Consider the following 16,623-nt stretch of genomic DNA (forward strand, 5'->3'; position numbering starts at 1 on the left):
AACGCCTAATAAGCACCGTAGCCGTATCAATACAGGATAGTCGTCCTTGCATGAATGCATATTTCCATTCAGCTAAGTCACTAAAAGCAAGATCATTGATTAGGTTTGTAACGATGTCTAACGTTTTTGTGGCTAACGTCTCCGATTTTACTTTTGTGATGACCATACTTTTCATTAGACTGGTATCGACAGGGGACTTGGCTTTCGTGTTTGTAATGGACACTGATTCAGGCGAAAATAATCCAGCGGCTTTCACTGTAAATGAATTCAGTTCAGTTTCCGTGGTGAGTGGTAAGGGATCATTAGCACTTTTGTCTAATTTGTTGGTTCCTGAGTTTGCCGCTTTTGGTGATTCGGGTATGGTTGGTAGTTGCCGGATGAAATTGGTCAAGGAAGAAGCAAATTGGCTGATGGCCACGAAAGAAGGGTCAAGTAGTAAAGTGTCGGTTGTACGAATAGAGTATTGTAATGGATTATAAAACCGAATGGTCAAAGCCACTTCACGCTGCCTACGCGGTACCCCCACGGTGGGACAGCTAGACAGCAACTTGTACTGCTTTCGGGTAACATCACGGTCCAGTGAGTAGAGAAATGTTTTCTTGTCAAAATCGGGCCAAAGCTGAATGTAACTTTTGGCGTTTGGTGCCCCCAATAATTCGTCAGTATCAGACTGAGCATGGGTATTCCTAATCATGCAAAAAGCTAGGAAAAGGCCGAGGAAAGGTAGTTTCATAATAGAGAAAGTGTGGTAGAAGCAGGGCAAAGTTGCTCATTGTTATTAGCTGTTGAAACGAGTAGAACACGGAAGTTAACTGATGAAATTACCCGAATAAATACGGGAAATCTCCCCTCGTTCATTCTATTGCTATCGCTCATCTTTGGGTTCACTTAAATCATGAATAATCGTATGAATGTCACTACCCAAAACCCCAATGTTGTTCTCCTCCCCGTCTCTAGCGGAGCTTGCCCCCAAGATGCCAAAAGCATTGCTGATCGCATCAATGCGTTTCGCAACTCCACCCTTTGGTCGTATACCAGACAGGTCATTCTGGGTATCCCCGATGCCCCTTACAGCCTAGAATTTCCGATTGATAAAGTGCAGCAATTGCTTAATTCGCCGGGTTGCGTTGGCATGAGGGTTTACTTCGCCTTGGAAGCGCTACCGGTAGGTGATTTGGCCTTGTCAAACGCGTCGCCAAAAATGGTTAAGAGTGCACTTTCCCTTGTCTTGGTAGGTCACAATGCACAAAACGATGATATTATATCGCTGGACGTTACAATGGCCTCCGCAAATCAAATAGCCTGTTGCGGAACACCACCGCCAACAAGAATCGGCACTACCGTTATCAATTTCATGTCCCTATAATTGACATCTAATAGGCCACAGCAAAATGGTTCTGTACCTTGCTTACTATACCGTTAATGCTGTGGCTATTTTATTGACTTTTAGTCACTGGCGCAATGAACCTAATTCACTTCGTTACCAATGGATTTATTTGCTGGCTAATCTGTCTTCTGAGTTATACATTAATCAAGGCCCAGTTAAAGTAGACTATACGTATGTATATAACATCATAGTGATTATTGAATGCATCTTTTATGGTTGGCTAGTTGGGAGTCAGTATCGATCTATGTACGCCCGACGAGTGACCTACGTCAGTGTTGGTTTATTTGTAATTTTAGGATTTGTGAACTTGATACTTTTAAATAGTCTATTATCTTACAACTACTATTTTCTACTTCGTTGTTTTTTGTTCATTATTATTACGGGTTGGTATTATTACGAGCTTTATACGAGCCAGTCTATTACGTTAGTGACCAGCTTGCCTTCATTCTGGATATGTTCAGGATTCTTTATTTTTTGCATGGGTTCGTTCTTTGTCATGGGCTTATATGCCCTGATACGTCATGAAGACCAGGCACTGGCTGACATGCTTTATGTAGCCATCATTCCATCCTTGAATATTGTACTTTACACCTCCTATATAGCCGCTACGTTATGCAACAGAGCAAAGCACAACTCATAATCGTTTTGCTTTTCGGGACGTTTATCTTCCTGCTGTTGTGTGCGTTTATTATTATTCTATTACTCTTCTTTAAGCAACGGCAACGGCAGAATCTGACTGAAAAAGCGGACATCCATACGGCTTATGAACAGGCTATCCTTCAGGCCCAGTTGGAGACGCAGAATCAGATGTTGCAGCACGTAGCCGAAGAACTCCACGACCATGTAGGGCAGATGCTGGCCGTGGTGGTGCTGTACCTGAACGTGCTGCACGAGGAGACGAGCGAAACGCCCTATCGGGAGCGGGTGGCCAAGCTACTTACTCACACAACCATGCTGGTTAATGACGTGCGCGGCCTGTCTAAATCGCTGAGTACCGACACCATTGCCCGCTTTGGACTGGTGGCCTGTCTGACCCTGGAAATAGAGCGAATTAATCGGGCTGACCGTGCCGAACAGGCTACGTTACAGGTGTTGGGTGAGCCTTATCAGCTGGGCGAACAAACAGAGATTGTACTGCTGCGGATGGTGCAGGAAGCCCTTAACAACGCCCTCAAATATGCTTATGATGCTGCCATAACACTTACCCTCGATTATCAACCCGACGCGCTAATGCTCACCGTGGCCGATGAGGGACCCGGTTTTTCGATGAGTGAGGTAGACGCACGGCCACTGACGGGGTCGGGGCAGGGGTTGCATAACCTGCGGCGGCGGGCCACGCTGCTGGGTGGTACCTGTACCTGGCAAACGGCTCCACAACAAGGCACCCGCGTTACATTATGGATTCCGCGGAAGGACAAACCCGTGATTGATAAGTCACCCACAACAAACTGACGGTCAATTAAATATACCGCCTTAGGGGTATTGGTAGCAATTGCCCGTCAATCCTAACTTGCCTGTCCACACCTAATTATCGGACAGATGAAAACTACCGTTGCCATTGTTGACGACCACCGGCTGCTGGCGCAGGCACTAGCCGACTTCGTAAATCGTTCGGAAGACTATACCGTATTATTCTGTGCCGAGAATGGGCAGGATCTGCTGCGTAAGCTGATGCACCAAACGGCTCCGGATATAGTGCTGCTGGACGTAGGCATGCCTATTATGAGCGGGCCGGAAACAGCCATTGCCCTCCGGGATCAATACCCCCTGATTCGGGTGCTGGCCCTGTCCATGCTTGATGATGAGGCTTCTGTTGTGCAAATGATGCAGCATGGGGCACGGGGGTACCTGCTGAAAGGTTGCCAGCCCGCTGAGTTGTTACAGGCGCTGGATGACATACGAACAAAGGGCATTTACAACAGCGCATTTCTAACGGGTCGTTTATTATCACAACTAAATCGACCCGTTCCGGCTTCGCCTAAAACGACACATCGCCTGAATGACCGCGAGCTAACGTTTATTCGTCTGGCGTGCAGCGAATTAACTTACGTTGAAATTGCCGACAAGATGTGCGTAAGTGCCCGCACCGTAGACGGCTACCGCGAATCTGTTTTCGAGAAGTTGCAAGTTAGAACCCGCGTAGGGCTAGTATTGGCCGCCATTCGGCTGGGACTAAATAAATAATGAGTGACCTGGTGAATGACTAGTCTGGACCAGGACGCCCAACTGTCACTCATTCACCAGGTCGCTCATTATCTTGGCCGAGAGCAGGCAGAGGGGGATACCGCCGCCGGGGTGGACGCTGCCGCCCACGAAGTAGAGGTTGCTGAACTCATGCGAGAAGTTAGCGTGACGCATAAAGGCAGCGAAGCGATTGTTGCTGCTGTTGCCATACAAGGCACCCTGCGCGCTTGATGTGCGGAACTCGATACTGCGGGGATCGAGAATACTCTCTGTTTCAATGAGTGAAGCTACGTCTACACCCAGCACATGGCTTAGCTTGCGGATCACATTTTGCCGGGCCTGGGCAATAATCGCGTCCCAATCCTGACCGGTGTTGTTAGGCGAGTTAAGCAGAATGAACCAGTTTTCGCGGCCCGGCGGCGCGTCGTCTGGTTTGTGTTTGCTAGTGATGTTGAGGTAAATCGTGGGGTCGTCGGAGAGGCTCGGCGGGCCATTCTTGCCAAAAAGCTGGTTAAATTCGGCGCGGTAGTCGTTGCTGAAAAAGATGTTGTGTAGATCCAGTTCCGGAAATTCGCGGCGGATGCCCCAGTAAAAAATCAGGCCCGAACTGGACTTTGGCTGGCGCAGAATCCGCTCTGGCTGCCGGGCACTGGGTAGCAGCTTGCGGAAGGTATTGACCACGTCCATGTTAGAAACCACCAGATCAAAAGGTATTGTCTGGCCGTTCACGCGCAGCCCCGTTACCTGTTTCCCGGCTGCTTCGATGGCCTCTACCCGGGCGTTGTAGTGAAAGCGCACGCCTAGATCCTGTGCTAGTTTTTCCAGGCTGGTGGTGATGCTGACCATGCCCTGTTTTGGGAAAAACGCGCCGATATTGTATTCCAGGTGAGGGATAATATTGAGCGTGGCGGGTGTCTGGTAGGGGTCTGAGCCGTTATAGGTGGCATAGCGGTTAAAGAGCTGTACCAGCTTGGGGTGCCGAAACCGCCGTTCGTTGGCCGCACTCATGGTACCGAAAACACCCAGTTTGGGTATGTTCAGATAACCACGAAGGGCATCGCGGCCCAGCCAGGTACCCAGCTTATGCAGTGATTTTTGCAGAAACAATTTCTCGGTGACGTCATATTTCAGGGCACTGTCGGCCAGGTGATCGCGCAAATGTTGACCAGGTTCACCCAGCACCGTTTCCACTTCTTGGGCAAAGCGGTCGTGGTCGGCCCAGGCGGTAAGGCGCGTGCCATCGTCCCAGAAATAACGGCAGGTTTCATCGAGGCGGGTGTATTCAAAATAGTCGGCGGGATTACGGTGGGCCAGGCGAAACAGATCATCAACCAACTGGGGCATAGTAAACAGCGACGGGCCGGCATCGAACCGGTAGGTACCGCCGTCAGGAGCCGTATTCTCAAACGTCGAGAGTTTGCCGCCGGGGTAACTATTGGCCTCGAATACATCGACTGAATACCCTTTAACTGCCAGCCGGATGGCCGATGCAATGCCGGCAATACCCGCGCCAATAATGGCGACTTTCGTAACCTTCACTGCCTTGCGTAATAGTTGAGCGTAACGTTGGGAGCGCTGGCCTTTTCACTAAGGGTGAAATAGCCGCTGTTGTCGCGGTTGAAGCAAACAGCTTCTCCCTGTGGTTCGAGGCGGTAGGGCAAATCCCGGGCAGTGGTACGCTGCATAGCATCGGCAACGGACTGACTGCTCGTGCGCGACCAGTGGTATATGCCAGCGTAAGTGCGCAGCAGTATTTCGGAGCCGTCGGATGAAAAACCACCTCCAGTCACATACGTGTAAGGTAGCTCGCCTAACGCTTCGGCTGTTAGTAGCTCATTTGTGCTTTGGGGATAGGGGAGACGGTAAAGATGCACCTTCGCCTCGCGCTTCGAGACTATATAGATATCTTTTGTCCGAGGGTCGAGCATAAGCGTTTCGGCATCGCGGGCACCATCCGGATATTTAAACTGGATACGTTCTACCGGTCCTGGTGCGTCGGTCATATTGCGCGGTTCGGGCAGACGGTAAATGGCATACTGACCATACTGGGCATTATTATCGCCAATTTCAGCAATGTAGAGATAGTTCACATTGGCTTGCGGCCCTGGTCCGATAGCTATGTCTTCCCAGTCGCGGTTGGTTGTGTTCGGGATTGCCAACTTACCACGCACTTTACCATCGTAGCCCAATAAAGCTAGTTCGGCGGGGTTGCCGCCATCCTGCTCCACCCATAAGGCACCGGGCATGGTGCGGCTGTCGACAATACCTGATGCTTCATCGATTTGTCCGGCCTCAACCTTTGTCATTGTTGGTTCGCTACTAAACTGAAGCGTCGGTGTGGTAGGCTGGCAGGCGGCAACGACAAAGGCAAAAAAGGCTATGGAAGGGAGTGACTGCATGGTAGCTAGGGGCAAAAGGTCAAATGACAGTGGGGCAATGCTCTGATAAAGGACGGATAAAGCAGACTAATTGTTGCGATAAAGTTTCGCTCATGTATCGAATGGCCCTCAACTAACATGGCAAATAATTGAACCAGACAAGTATATGAACTAGGCATGTGCGCTTTGTCGCCTAAGCATTATCAGAATTGTGCCTAGTAAAAATTTCATTTTAAACCTATTTTACCATGAAGAACCCTTACGTAATTTGTTGGAGAAGGTTTCCGGCATTTCTCCTCTTTTTTATTCTCTCACTATCCGCAATAGCCCAGGATATACGCGTATCGGGTCAGGTGCTCGATGCCGTTGGTAACAGTGGGCTGCCAGGTGTGAACGTTGTCATTAAAGGTACTACCAAAGGCGTTGTGACTGATGGCGCTGGTAACTACGTGATCAATGTGCCGAGTCGGCAGACGGTGCTGGTCTATTCGTTTATTGGCTATGCGGCACAGGAAGTTGTAGTGGGTAACCGCACATCAATCAATATTAGTCTGGCCGACGACGCTACTACGCTGACAGAAGTAGTTGTAACGGGCTACACCACTGATGACCGGCGGACTACCACCGGTGCTGTAGCAACGGTGAAAGCCAAAGCCCTCACGGCAGTGCCTTCTGGCAACATCGAGCAGCAGTTGCAGGGTCGGGTATCGGGCCTTACGGTAATCTCAAACGGGCAGCCAGGTACAACCAGCCAGGTACGGGTGCGGGGCTTTGGTGCTTTTGGTGGTAATGCTCCTTTGTATGTAGTTGATGGCGTACCTGTTGGTTCAACTGACTTCCTGTCGCCCGACGATGTGGAGACAACGACCGTACTGAAAGATGCCGCCTCGGCTTCACTGTATGGTGCGCGGGCAGCCAACGGCGTTATTGTATACACGACCAAGAAGGGTTCAAAAAATGCCAAAAGGTTGAACATCAGCTATGATGGGCAATATGGTGTAACAGATCCAGGTGTTGGTCAAACGATGTTGAATCCAACAGAATTTGCCGACTGGACGTGGCGGCAATTCCGCAATACAGCCAGCCAAAACGGGATTGCTCCTGTTTATAGTCACCCTCAGTTTGGTACCGGTGCTACACCGGTTGTTCCCGACTATATCAACGTAGGTGGTAGTGCAGGTGTAGTGGGTTCCGTCGATCTGACGGCTGAGCGGGCCAAATACAACGTTGACCCTGCGGCTGGTGCAATTTATCAGGTGGTCCGGGCCAACAAAGAAGGTACAGACTGGTACAAGGCCATTACGCGTGTAGCTCCACTACAGCGTCACTCGCTGGGTTTTTCGGGTGGTACCGAGTCGAGCCGGTTTTACATTGGTTTAAGTGCCCAAAATCAGGCTGGTATCCTGCTGAACAATAATTTTTCTCGTTACACCTTCCGGGCTAACACGGAGTTCAACCTGTCGAAATACGTTCGCATCGGTGAGAACCTACAGTTTACTTACCGTTCTGTGCTAGGCCAAGGTGGTGGCGGTGGCGGTGCTGGTGTTGCGGCAGACGAAAATGATATTCTGCAAGCGTTCCGTATGCCTTCTATCATTCCCGTCTACGACGAGTTTGGAGGTTACGCCGGTACTGCAGCCAAAGGGTTCAACAACCCGCGTAACCCGGTGGCTAGCCGTCAGGGACAGGCAAACGACCGCAACTTCAACGCCAACGGATTTGGTAACCTCTACCTGGAGGTTGAGCCCCTGGAAGGACTGACACTACGCAGCAGCCTGGGCGGTCAGTACAATAATTTTTACGGTCAGGGTTACAGCCGGTTACAGTACGAAAACTCGGAAAATAACTCGGCAACAGGCTACAACGAGTTCAGCGGTTATTCGTATGCCTACGTGCTGACAAACACGGCCGCTTATAAGAAGCGCATTGGTGTTCATAGCATTGATGCTATCGTTGGTCAGGAAGCGCTGAACACGGGCATCACCCGCAACATCAACGGTAACGGTCAGAATCCGTTTTCGTTTGATCCGAACTATATCACGCTCGCCACTGTGTCATCTACGGGCCGGACGGTCAGCAGCGGTCAGGGTCTGGGCGTAAACTTTTATTCGCTCTTCGGCCGTGTTAACTACGCCTACGACGACCGGTACATTGTAACCGGCCTTATCCGTCGCGATGGGTCGAGCCGGTTTGGGGCCAACAACCGCTATGGCGTATTTCCGGCGGCATCAGCGGCATGGCGTATCTCTGCAGAATCTTTCATGAAAGAGGTTCCCTGGGTAACGGACCTGAAAATTCGGGGTGGTTATGGTATTATGGGTAACTCGAACAACGTAGACCCTAACAACCAGTTTAGCCTCTACGCTTCTAACCTGGGCAACTCAGCCTACGATATCAATGGCTCGAACTCAAGCACCGTCGATGGATACTACCGGTCACGTATTGGCAACCCAGACGCGAAATGGGAAACCAGTATCACATCAAACATCGGCTTTGACGGTACGTTCTTCGGTGGGCGGTTAGACATTATTTTCGACATCTGGCGGAAAGACACCAAAGACCTGCTGTTTGCCGTACCCGTACCTGACGTAATCGGAACCTACGCTTCGGCACCGTCTGTCAACATTGGTAAGATGCTCAACCAGGGCATTGACCTGCAAATTATTACGCGGGGCAAAATCGGGTCAGAAGTGGGTTACGAAGCTAACGTAACCGGTAGCATACTGAAGAACGAGATTACTTATCTGGCTCCTAACCTGACGTATCTGACCACGGTGAACCCAGGATTCCGGGGTATCAACCCCATCCGCAACCAACTGGGTTATTCAATCTCTGCTTTCTACGGCTATCAGACCCTGGGTCTCTTCCAAAGCAAGGCTGAAGTAGACGGTGCTCCCAAGCAGGATGGTGCCGCACCAGGCCGGTTCCGTTTTGCTGATATCAACGGCGATGGTAAGATTGACGCCTCAGACCGGACTTATTTGGGTAGCCCTGTGCCGAAATTCACGGGAGGCCTGAACCTGCGGTTTACCTACAAAAACTTTGACATCGAAACCTACGCTTACACGTCTGTTGGCAACAAAATCTTCAATGTGTCGAAGTGGTTTACGGACTTCTATCCCTCGTTTGCCGGGGCAGCCATCAGTGCACGCGTGAAGAACTCGTGGACGCCAGAAAACACAGGCGCTACCGTGCCCATTTTCGAGGCGGCGTCGAACTTCAGCACCAACACGCAGTCGAACTCATACTACGTAGAAGATGGCTCGTATTTCCGGTTGCAAAACCTGAATATTGGCTACAATGTACCTGCCACTGCGTTGAAGCGGGTTGGCCTGCAGCGGGTTCGGGTATTTGCCTCAACCAATAACCTGTTCACTATCACCAAATACCAAGGCCTGGACCCAAGTGTAGGCGGCGCAGCTGATACCAACTTCGGTATCGACGTGGGTAACTATCCCATCACCCGGAGCGTACTGGGCGGCGTAAGCATTGGCTTCTGATCTAAAACCGACAACAACAATGAAATCGACAAATAAATTGACCATTATTGGTGCAACGGTGGCCTTTGCCCTAACAACCGTTGCCTGCAAAGACACGTTTCTGGAAGTGCCAGTTACGGGTCAGTTGAGTGGATCGCAACTTAGCTCAAAAGCGGGCGTTGAAGGGTCTCTTATTGCTGCCTACTCAGTGCTCAACGGGCGCGGAGACCGGCTGGCATCGGCATCCAACTGGGTGTGGGGTGGCATTCGTGGCGGTGACGCCAACAAAGGCACTGACCCCGGCGACTTTTCGACGATCAACCCGATTCAGCGGTTTGAAACCATTTCAACAGGCGACGTAGGCGGCACCTGGCAGCGTAAGTACGAGGGTATCAGCCGGGCCAACGCTACCCTGCGGTTGCTGGCTAGCCCAATTCCTGATCTGACAGCCGCCGACAAAACCCGTATTACAGCCGAAGCCAAATTTCTGCGCGCCTTCTACTATTTCGAACTGAAGCGCCTCTATAACATGGTGCCCTATATCGACGAGACGGTAGATTATGGTACGGGGATTGAGAAAGTGCCCAACAACGCCGACATCTATCCTAAGATTGAGGCCGATCTGAAAGCTGCTTACGACAACCTGCCCGAAAAGCAGGCAGCTGTGGGCCGGGTAAACAAATGGGCGGCAGCCTCTATGCTGGCCAAGGTGTATCTGTATGAGAAGAAATATGCCGAAGCCAAAACGCTCTTCGACCTGATCATCGCCAACGGAAAAACGTCTAACGGTAAAAAATACGGCCTTGTACCCAAATACGCTGACCTGTATAAGGCATCGAATGACAACAACGAAGAGTCGATTTTTGCCATTCAGGCAGCAGCCAACACGGGCAGCACCAACAACGCTAACCCCGAGTTTGATTTGAACTACCCCTACAACACAGGACCTAACGGACCAGGTAACTGCTGCGGATTCAACCAGCCCAGCTTTGAGTTCGCCAATGCCTTCCGTACTGATGCCAAAGGGTTACCACTACTTGATGGTAGCTACAACACAGGGGCTAATCAAGTGAAAAACGATATGGGTGTGCTGTCGAAAGAAGCATTTACGCCTGACGCCGGTAACCTTGATCCCCGGATCGACCATACCATTGGCCGGCGTGGTATTCCGTATCTCGACTGGCAGGATCACCCCGGCGCCGACTGGATTCGGAACCAACCCAACGGTGGTCCTTACTCACCTAAAAAGTACACCTACTATAAGTCCGACAGGGGATCATTGCAGGACAACAGTTCGTGGACACCGGGGTACACCGCCCTTAATTTCACGATCATTCGATTTGCTGATCTGCTTTTAATGGCGGCTGAAGCCGAAATTGAAGCTGGTTCGTTGACAAAGGCACTGGAATACACCAACATGGTTCGTGGCCGGGCTGCCAACGCCGCTGGCTTTGTGGTCCGTGCTGATGGCAAACCCGCTGCCAATTATGTGATCAATCTGTATCCGGCTGCGCAGTTTGCTACCAAAGAAGCTGCTCGGGCCGCTGTTCGGTTTGAGCGCCGGTTGGAGCTGGGTGATGAGGGACAACGGTTCTTCGACCTGGTACGCTGGGGTATTGCTGAACCGACAATCAACGCGTATCTTACATATGAAGGCACTAAACTGCCGACTACGTTAGGTGGCGCTCGGTTCAAGGCGCAGAAGGACGAATACCTGCCAATTCCACAGTCGCAAATTGACTTGCAGGGTAAGGATGTACTGGCGCAAAACCCAGGGTATTAATCCAAATAACCTACATAGTTTAAGAAAACGCCATAGCCTGCAGGCTATGGCGTTTTCTTTATATACGAAAAACGTAAAACTTTCACCTAATGGATTGGCTATCTACACAGGTGCATTTGCACACTAGCTTTTTATAATAAATAAACAATATAGACACAAAAATATATAAATCGTTAATAGCACATATTGCTGAAAAATTTTAACAGAATTTAGGACGCCAATTGAGTAAATCAGTAGCTTCGTGATGGTAATACTACTTAACATAAACTAGGTCATACGATATGACAAACTCTTACCTAACACGCTGGACGACAATTCCGGCAATTTTTCTCCTTCTTCTGCTATCGTTGACAACGATGGCACAGGACATACGTGTCACTGGACGGGTGCTCGACGCTGAGTCGAATAACGGGCTGCCGGGTGTGAACGTACTGCTGAAAGGCACCACCAAGGGTGTCACAACCGATGCCGACGGAGGCTATACCATTGCTGTACCCAATAAAGAAAGTGTGCTGGTGTTCTCTTTTGTTGGTTTCGTGCGGCAAGAGGTGAAAGTAGGCAACCGGAATAGCGTCTCGGTTAGTCTAACATCTGATGCTACCTCGCTACAGGAGGTAGTCGTAACGGGCTATGCTGCCCAGCAGCGCAAAGACATCACCGGAGCGGTAGCCGTGGTGGACGTGAAGGAAATGAAGAAAATTCCTGCCGGTAACATCGCCGATCAGTTGCAGGGACGTATCGCGGGCGTGCAGGTGAGCTCATCGGGCGATCCGGGCAGCGCAGCTTTCATTCGGGTGCGAGGTATTGGTTCATTCAACCAAAACGAACCCCTCTACGTAATCGATGGGGTGCCAGTGCAGAACGAATCGAACCTGAACTTCCTCAACCCGAACGATATCGAGTCAATTCAGGTGTTGAAAGATGCCGCCTCGGCGTCTATTTACGGGTCAAGGGCGGCCAACGGCGTTATTGTGGTAACGACCAAAAAAGGTAAAGCGGGCGTATCGAAAATCAACCTCGATATCTGGAGCGGTGTTGCAACCCCCGCCAAATACCCCGTGCTGGCCACACCCGACGAACTGTTAAAAATTAACCAGGGGCTATCAGCCGGTGCGGGTATTCCGTTTACGTCGAATTTCTACATCAATAACGGCGGCACCTGGACCCTGCCGGACTACTTCACCCGGACGGGCGGTTTCAAGGCCGGAGATCCCGCGGTTGATCCTGCCAAATATTACCTCAACTCTGACCCTACGGCAGATGCCGGGCAGAATTACCTCATTGCAAAAGCGAATAAGGAAGGCACCGACTGGTTCCGTGAGCTGTTCAAAACGGCTCCGTCAACCAATGTGCAGTTGAGCGCGTCGGGCGGTTCAGAGCGGGGCCGGTTCTACACCAGCTTTAACTACTTCGACAACAACGGTATTCTGACTCAGAACTATTTCAAACGATACCAGGCTCGTATCAACAGCGAATACAGCGCCAAGAAGCACGTGCGTGTGGGTGAAAACTTCAGTGTATCCTACCAGACATCGCAGGGTAGTGTGGGTAACCCCAGCGAAGGTTCGGTCATTCTGAACACCTACCGGATGCCCGGCATTGTCCCGGTCTATGATATTAACGGTTATTACGCTGGCCCGGCAGGTTTGCCGTCGAATGCAGGTAACCCTATTGCCCAGCAAGACCGGTCTGCTGCTAACCCCGGCTACAGCTACCGCCTAACGGGAAACGCTTACATGGAAATCGATTTCCTGAAGCATTTTACGTTGAAATCAAGCTTTGGTGTTGACCTGAACACTGGTTCAGGCCGCGGTTATGGTTTCCGCAACTTTGAAGCGACGGAGATCAACGCCTCCAATAGCCTCAGTCGTAGCACGTTCACTAACCGCAACTGGGTGTTTTTCAACACCATAGCCTATAATCAGGACTTTGGTCCCCACCGGGTGTCGGCTCTGTTGGGTACCGAATCCAAGCGGAATGATTACGAAGGGTTCAATGCCGCTGGTAATGGCCTGACGTTTGGTGATGATCCCAACTATCGAATACTGACCAATACCAATTCAAAAACCTGGAATCTGGGCGACTACCGTGGTCAGGTAACGTTCTACTCACCCTTCTTTGCGCAGGTAAACTACAACTACAGCGACAAGTACCTGTTCAGCGGTACGATTCGACGCGATGGGGTATCTCGGTTTATCAACAATCCCTACGGTACGTTTCCTTCAGCCAGTCTTGGCTGGCGGGTGTCGAAAGAAGATTTCTTCAGAGACGTAACGGCGGTCAACGATCTGAAACTACGGGCCAGCTACGGGGTGGTGGGCAACAACGAAATCGGTGATGATTACCCCGGCTTCGCCAATTTTGGGCAGAGCATTGGTGGCACCGGCTACTCGATTCAGGGGAGCCCCAGCGCCATCACGCCTGGTTTTGCGCAGAACTCGGTGGCCAACAAAGACCTGAGATGGGAGACTACCAAAATGCTCAACATTGGCATTGATGCCCGTCTGTTTAACGCCCTCGACCTGACGGTGGAATACTATCGCCGCAAAACGTCGGACATCCTGTATAAGGTGCCTCTGCCCTCAACGGCGGGTAATATTGGTCAGGTGCCTCTCAACATCGGCGACATGGAAAATAACGGCGTAGACATTCAACTGGGCTACAAAGGAAAAGGCCTGGGCAACGAGTTGAACTATGGCGTTACGGTGTCGGCAGGTACGTATGTGAACAATGTGACTAAGATCGATGCCAACTCCAACTCGTTTATTACGGGCGCCGGTTCACGGATTGGCGACATCACCCGTACGCTGGTGGGCTACCCCATTTCGCAGTACTGGGGCTATATCAATGATGGTGTCATTAAGGCTGAAGCCCAGTTACCCAAGACACCGGGCGATGCCAAGGTGGGTCGGTTGAACTTCCGTGACCTGAACGGCGACGGTGTGATCGATGACAAAGATCAGACCGTGATTGGCAGTCCCATTCCCAAACTGAACTACGGCATTAACCTGACAGCCAATTACAAAGGCTTCGACTTCACGCTGTATATGCAGGGGGTGTATGGCAATCAGTTGTTCAACTATACGCGCTACTTCACCGACTTCCCTGCCTTCCAGGCGAACTACTCGAAGAACATGCTATACCAGGCGGGCATCACCTACCCCGTGCTGGACCGGAACGATACCTACAGCTCGCAACGTAGCTCGTTCTACGTGGAACCAGGTTCGTACTTCCGGGCGAAGAACCTGACCATCGGCTACACGCTGCCTGCGGCTACCACAAGCCGCCTGGGTATTGACCGTCTCCGGCTGTATGTGCAAACGTCGAACCTGTTTACGATCACCAAATACAGTGGCCTGGACCCCGACGTGACCATTGCTAACCTGACAGAAGGCTACAACGCGAAGCGTGACCTGTCGATGGGGGTTGATTATGGTCGGTACCCCATCTCGCGCTCGGTGTATTTCGGTGCCAACATTGAATTCTAACAACCACAAAAACATCATGAATTACAAACTTACACTAGGCACCGGAACGCTCCTTTTAGGGCTGGTATGGGCCTGTAATGATAAATTTCTGGAGCAAAAGCCGTTCGGAGCCGTTAACGAAAGCACCCTGTCGGCCAACCTCACGGGGGCCGACGCACTGCTGATTGCGGCCTACTCGAACATGGACGGTTTTTCGAGCTGGGACAACGGCTCACCCTGGGGTTCGGCAGCGTCCAACTGGACCTACGGCAGCATTGCCGGTGGCGACGCCTACAAGGGATCAGAGGCCAATGACCAGCCCGATGTAGTGCCCATCGAGCGGCACGAAACCAATGCCAACAACCCGTATCCACAATCAAAATGGAACACGTATTATGACGGTATTGCCCGCGCCAACAAGGCTATTCAGGCCCTGAAAGCCATCACTGGCGTAACCGAGGCAACACGTACGGCCAAAATAGCGGAAGCGCGCTTTTTGCGTGGGTTTTACCACTACGAACTGAAGCGTACTTTCAACAAGGTGCCTTACATTGACGATAATGTGGTTGAGTTCCGCATACCCAATGACAAAGACATCTGGGCTAACATTCAGGACGACCTCAAGTTTGCCGCGGCTAACCTGCCATTGAAGCAGACCGAACCAGGCCGGGCTACCAAAGGTGCTGCGCAGGGCATATTGGGTATTTCGTTGATGTGGCAGCAGAAATACGGCGAAGCCAAACCCCTATTCGACGCTATCATTGCTTCTGGGGTATATAAGCTAAACGCCAAGTACCAGGATAATTTCGATGCCGCCATTCAAAACTCACCAGAGGGTGTGCTGGAAGTGCAGCAGGCGGTTAACATCGGTACAGATGACCAGGGTAACAACGGTGACGTGCTGAATTTCCCCTACGGCAGCGGCCCCGGTGGGTGTTGCGGATTTCACCAGCCCTCGCAGAACCTGGTGAATGCCTTCCGTACGGATGCCAATGGCCTGCCGTTCCTGAAAACGTATAACGACGTGAGCGTGAAGAACGACGAAGGCACCAAAGTTACCGACACTTTCATTCCGGATGCCACTAACCTTGACCCCCGCCTCGACTGGACGGTTGGCCGCCGCAGTATTCCGTACCTCGACTGGGGCCTACACGGTGGCATTGGCTGGCAGCGTGATCCTGCCTATGCCGGGTCTTATTCGCCAAAGAAAAACGTATACTACAAGTCGCAGGAGGGTACGCTAACCTCGGCATCGGGCTGGACCAAAGGCTACAACACCAACAACGTGAAGCTGCTGCGCTACTCAGATGTGTTGCTGCTGGCCGCTGAGTGCGAAGTGGAAGTAGGCAGCCTGGAAAAAGCCCGCGATTACGTAAACCAGGTGCGGAAACGGGCGGCTAACCCAGATGGCTTCGTGAAGGCTTATCTGGACAATGACAAGCCAGAAAAAGGTTTTTCGGAAAAACCAGCGGCAAACTATGTGGTGAAGCCATATGCTACAGCCTGGACCGACAAAGCCGTAGCGCGTGATGCTGTTCGGTTCGAGCGGCGCATTGAACTAGGCATGGAAGGCAACCGCCGCTTCGACCTGGTGCGCTGGGGTGTAGCCGATCAGGTGCTGAACGACTACCTGGCAACCGAATCAAAGCGCCGGACCTACCTCACGGGTGCCAAGTTCACCAAGGGCAAGTCTGAGTATGAGCCTATTCCAAACCAGGCTATTACGCGTAGTTCAATAGATGGCAAACCAACGCTGGTGCAGAACGACGGATATTAAGAGGAGTTTAACGTTCAAGGTCTAAGGTTTAACGTTGCTTCGCACACTATCTGTGCCGTATGCGAAGCAACATTAAACCTTAGACCTTGAACGTTAAACTCCTTCTGAGTTTAAGTGGGCTGCTCACTAGTGGGCAGCCCACTTTTTTGTATATTTCCTATTGATCGA

Annotated in this window: 10 protein-coding genes; 7 read left to right on the forward strand and 3 right to left on the reverse strand. The window is 51.2% G+C overall.

Annotation, left to right across the window (positions count from 1 at the left end; translation table 11 throughout):
* On the reverse strand, positions 1 to 733 hold a 733-nt coding region (locus tag J2I47_RS00005; RefSeq protein WP_207362491.1), incomplete at its 3' end, for a hypothetical protein.
* A 162-nt stretch (positions 734 to 895) separates the two neighbouring features.
* Here J2I47_RS00005 and J2I47_RS00010 point away from each other — a divergent pair.
* The 3 genes from J2I47_RS00010 (at position 896) to J2I47_RS00020 (ending at position 3,571) form a co-directional block, all read left to right on the forward strand.
* Positions 896 to 1,366 carry a hypothetical protein gene (locus J2I47_RS00010; protein ID WP_207362492.1) on the forward strand — a complete coding sequence of 157 codons (471 nt, stop codon included), beginning with the start codon at positions 896 to 898 and terminating at the stop codon, positions 1,364 to 1,366.
* A gap of 633 nt (positions 1,367 to 1,999) precedes the next feature.
* Positions 2,000 to 2,839 (forward strand): sensor histidine kinase, encoded by an 840-nt coding sequence (locus tag J2I47_RS00015; protein WP_207362493.1) that lies wholly within the window; start codon positions 2,000 to 2,002, stop codon positions 2,837 to 2,839.
* 87 nt (positions 2,840 to 2,926) lie between these two features.
* Entirely contained in the window at positions 2,927 to 3,571 is a 645-nt protein-coding gene (locus J2I47_RS00020; protein WP_207362494.1) for a response regulator transcription factor, read from the forward strand.
* A gap of 45 nt (positions 3,572 to 3,616) precedes the next feature.
* On the opposite strand, the gene crtD is transcribed toward J2I47_RS00020, so the two are convergent.
* Together crtD and J2I47_RS00030 are read right to left on the reverse strand one after the other, a co-directional pair.
* A complete protein-coding gene (gene crtD / locus J2I47_RS00025; protein WP_207362495.1) occupies positions 3,617 to 5,110 on the reverse strand; it encodes a 1-hydroxycarotenoid 3,4-desaturase CrtD in 1,494 nt (497 codons plus the stop codon).
* Complete coding sequence (locus J2I47_RS00030; protein WP_207362496.1) at positions 5,107 to 5,970, reverse strand: PE-PGRS family protein; 864 nt, start codon at positions 5,968 to 5,970, stop codon at positions 5,107 to 5,109. Before J2I47_RS00030 ends, crtD begins: the two co-directional genes overlap by 4 nt.
* 227 nt (positions 5,971 to 6,197) lie before the next feature.
* Here J2I47_RS00030 and J2I47_RS00035 point away from each other — a divergent pair, with 227 nt between their 5' ends.
* From J2I47_RS00035 to J2I47_RS00050, 4 genes are all read left to right on the forward strand, one after another.
* The gene (locus tag J2I47_RS00035; protein ID WP_207362497.1) at positions 6,198 to 9,449 is read left to right on the forward strand and encodes a SusC/RagA family TonB-linked outer membrane protein; all 3,252 of its coding nucleotides are present in this window, start codon (positions 6,198 to 6,200) and stop codon (positions 9,447 to 9,449) included.
* Between the two features lie 19 nt (positions 9,450 to 9,468).
* Complete coding sequence (locus J2I47_RS00040) at positions 9,469 to 11,211, forward strand: RagB/SusD family nutrient uptake outer membrane protein (RefSeq protein ID WP_207362498.1); 1,743 nt, start codon at positions 9,469 to 9,471, stop codon at positions 11,209 to 11,211.
* 356 nt (positions 11,212 to 11,567) lie between these two features.
* Complete coding sequence (locus tag J2I47_RS00045; RefSeq protein ID WP_207362499.1) at positions 11,568 to 14,699, forward strand: SusC/RagA family TonB-linked outer membrane protein; 3,132 nt, start codon at positions 11,568 to 11,570, stop codon at positions 14,697 to 14,699.
* Between the two features lie 16 nt (positions 14,700 to 14,715).
* Positions 14,716 to 16,455 carry a RagB/SusD family nutrient uptake outer membrane protein gene (locus J2I47_RS00050; protein WP_207362500.1) on the forward strand — a complete coding sequence of 580 codons (1,740 nt, stop codon included), beginning with the start codon at positions 14,716 to 14,718 and terminating at the stop codon, positions 16,453 to 16,455.
* The last annotated feature ends 168 nt before the right edge of the window (positions 16,456 to 16,623 follow it).

Source organism: Fibrella rubiginis, assembly GCF_017353185.1.
Classification (GTDB): Bacteria; Bacteroidota; Bacteroidia; order Cytophagales; family Spirosomataceae; genus Fibrella; species Fibrella rubiginis.

Excerpts from the sequence above, each read along its gene's own strand:
- J2I47_RS00010 (WP_207362492.1), top strand. The coding sequence starts at position 896 with ATGAATAATCGTATGAATGTCACTACCCAAAACCCCAATGTTGTTCTC.
- J2I47_RS00015 (WP_207362493.1), top strand. The coding sequence starts at position 2,000 with ATGCAACAGAGCAAAGCACAACTCATAATCGTTTTGCTTTTCGGGACG.
- J2I47_RS00020 (WP_207362494.1), top strand. The coding sequence starts at position 2,927 with ATGAAAACTACCGTTGCCATTGTTGACGACCACCGGCTGCTGGCGCAG.
- J2I47_RS00030 (WP_207362496.1), bottom strand. The coding sequence starts at position 5,970 with ATGCAGTCACTCCCTTCCATAGCCTTTTTTGCCTTTGTCGTTGCCGCC.
- J2I47_RS00035 (WP_207362497.1), top strand. The coding sequence starts at position 6,198 with ATGAAGAACCCTTACGTAATTTGTTGGAGAAGGTTTCCGGCATTTCTC.
- J2I47_RS00040 (WP_207362498.1), top strand. The coding sequence starts at position 9,469 with ATGAAATCGACAAATAAATTGACCATTATTGGTGCAACGGTGGCCTTT.
- J2I47_RS00045 (WP_207362499.1), top strand. The coding sequence starts at position 11,568 with ATGGCACAGGACATACGTGTCACTGGACGGGTGCTCGACGCTGAGTCG.
- J2I47_RS00050 (WP_207362500.1), top strand. The coding sequence starts at position 14,716 with ATGAATTACAAACTTACACTAGGCACCGGAACGCTCCTTTTAGGGCTG.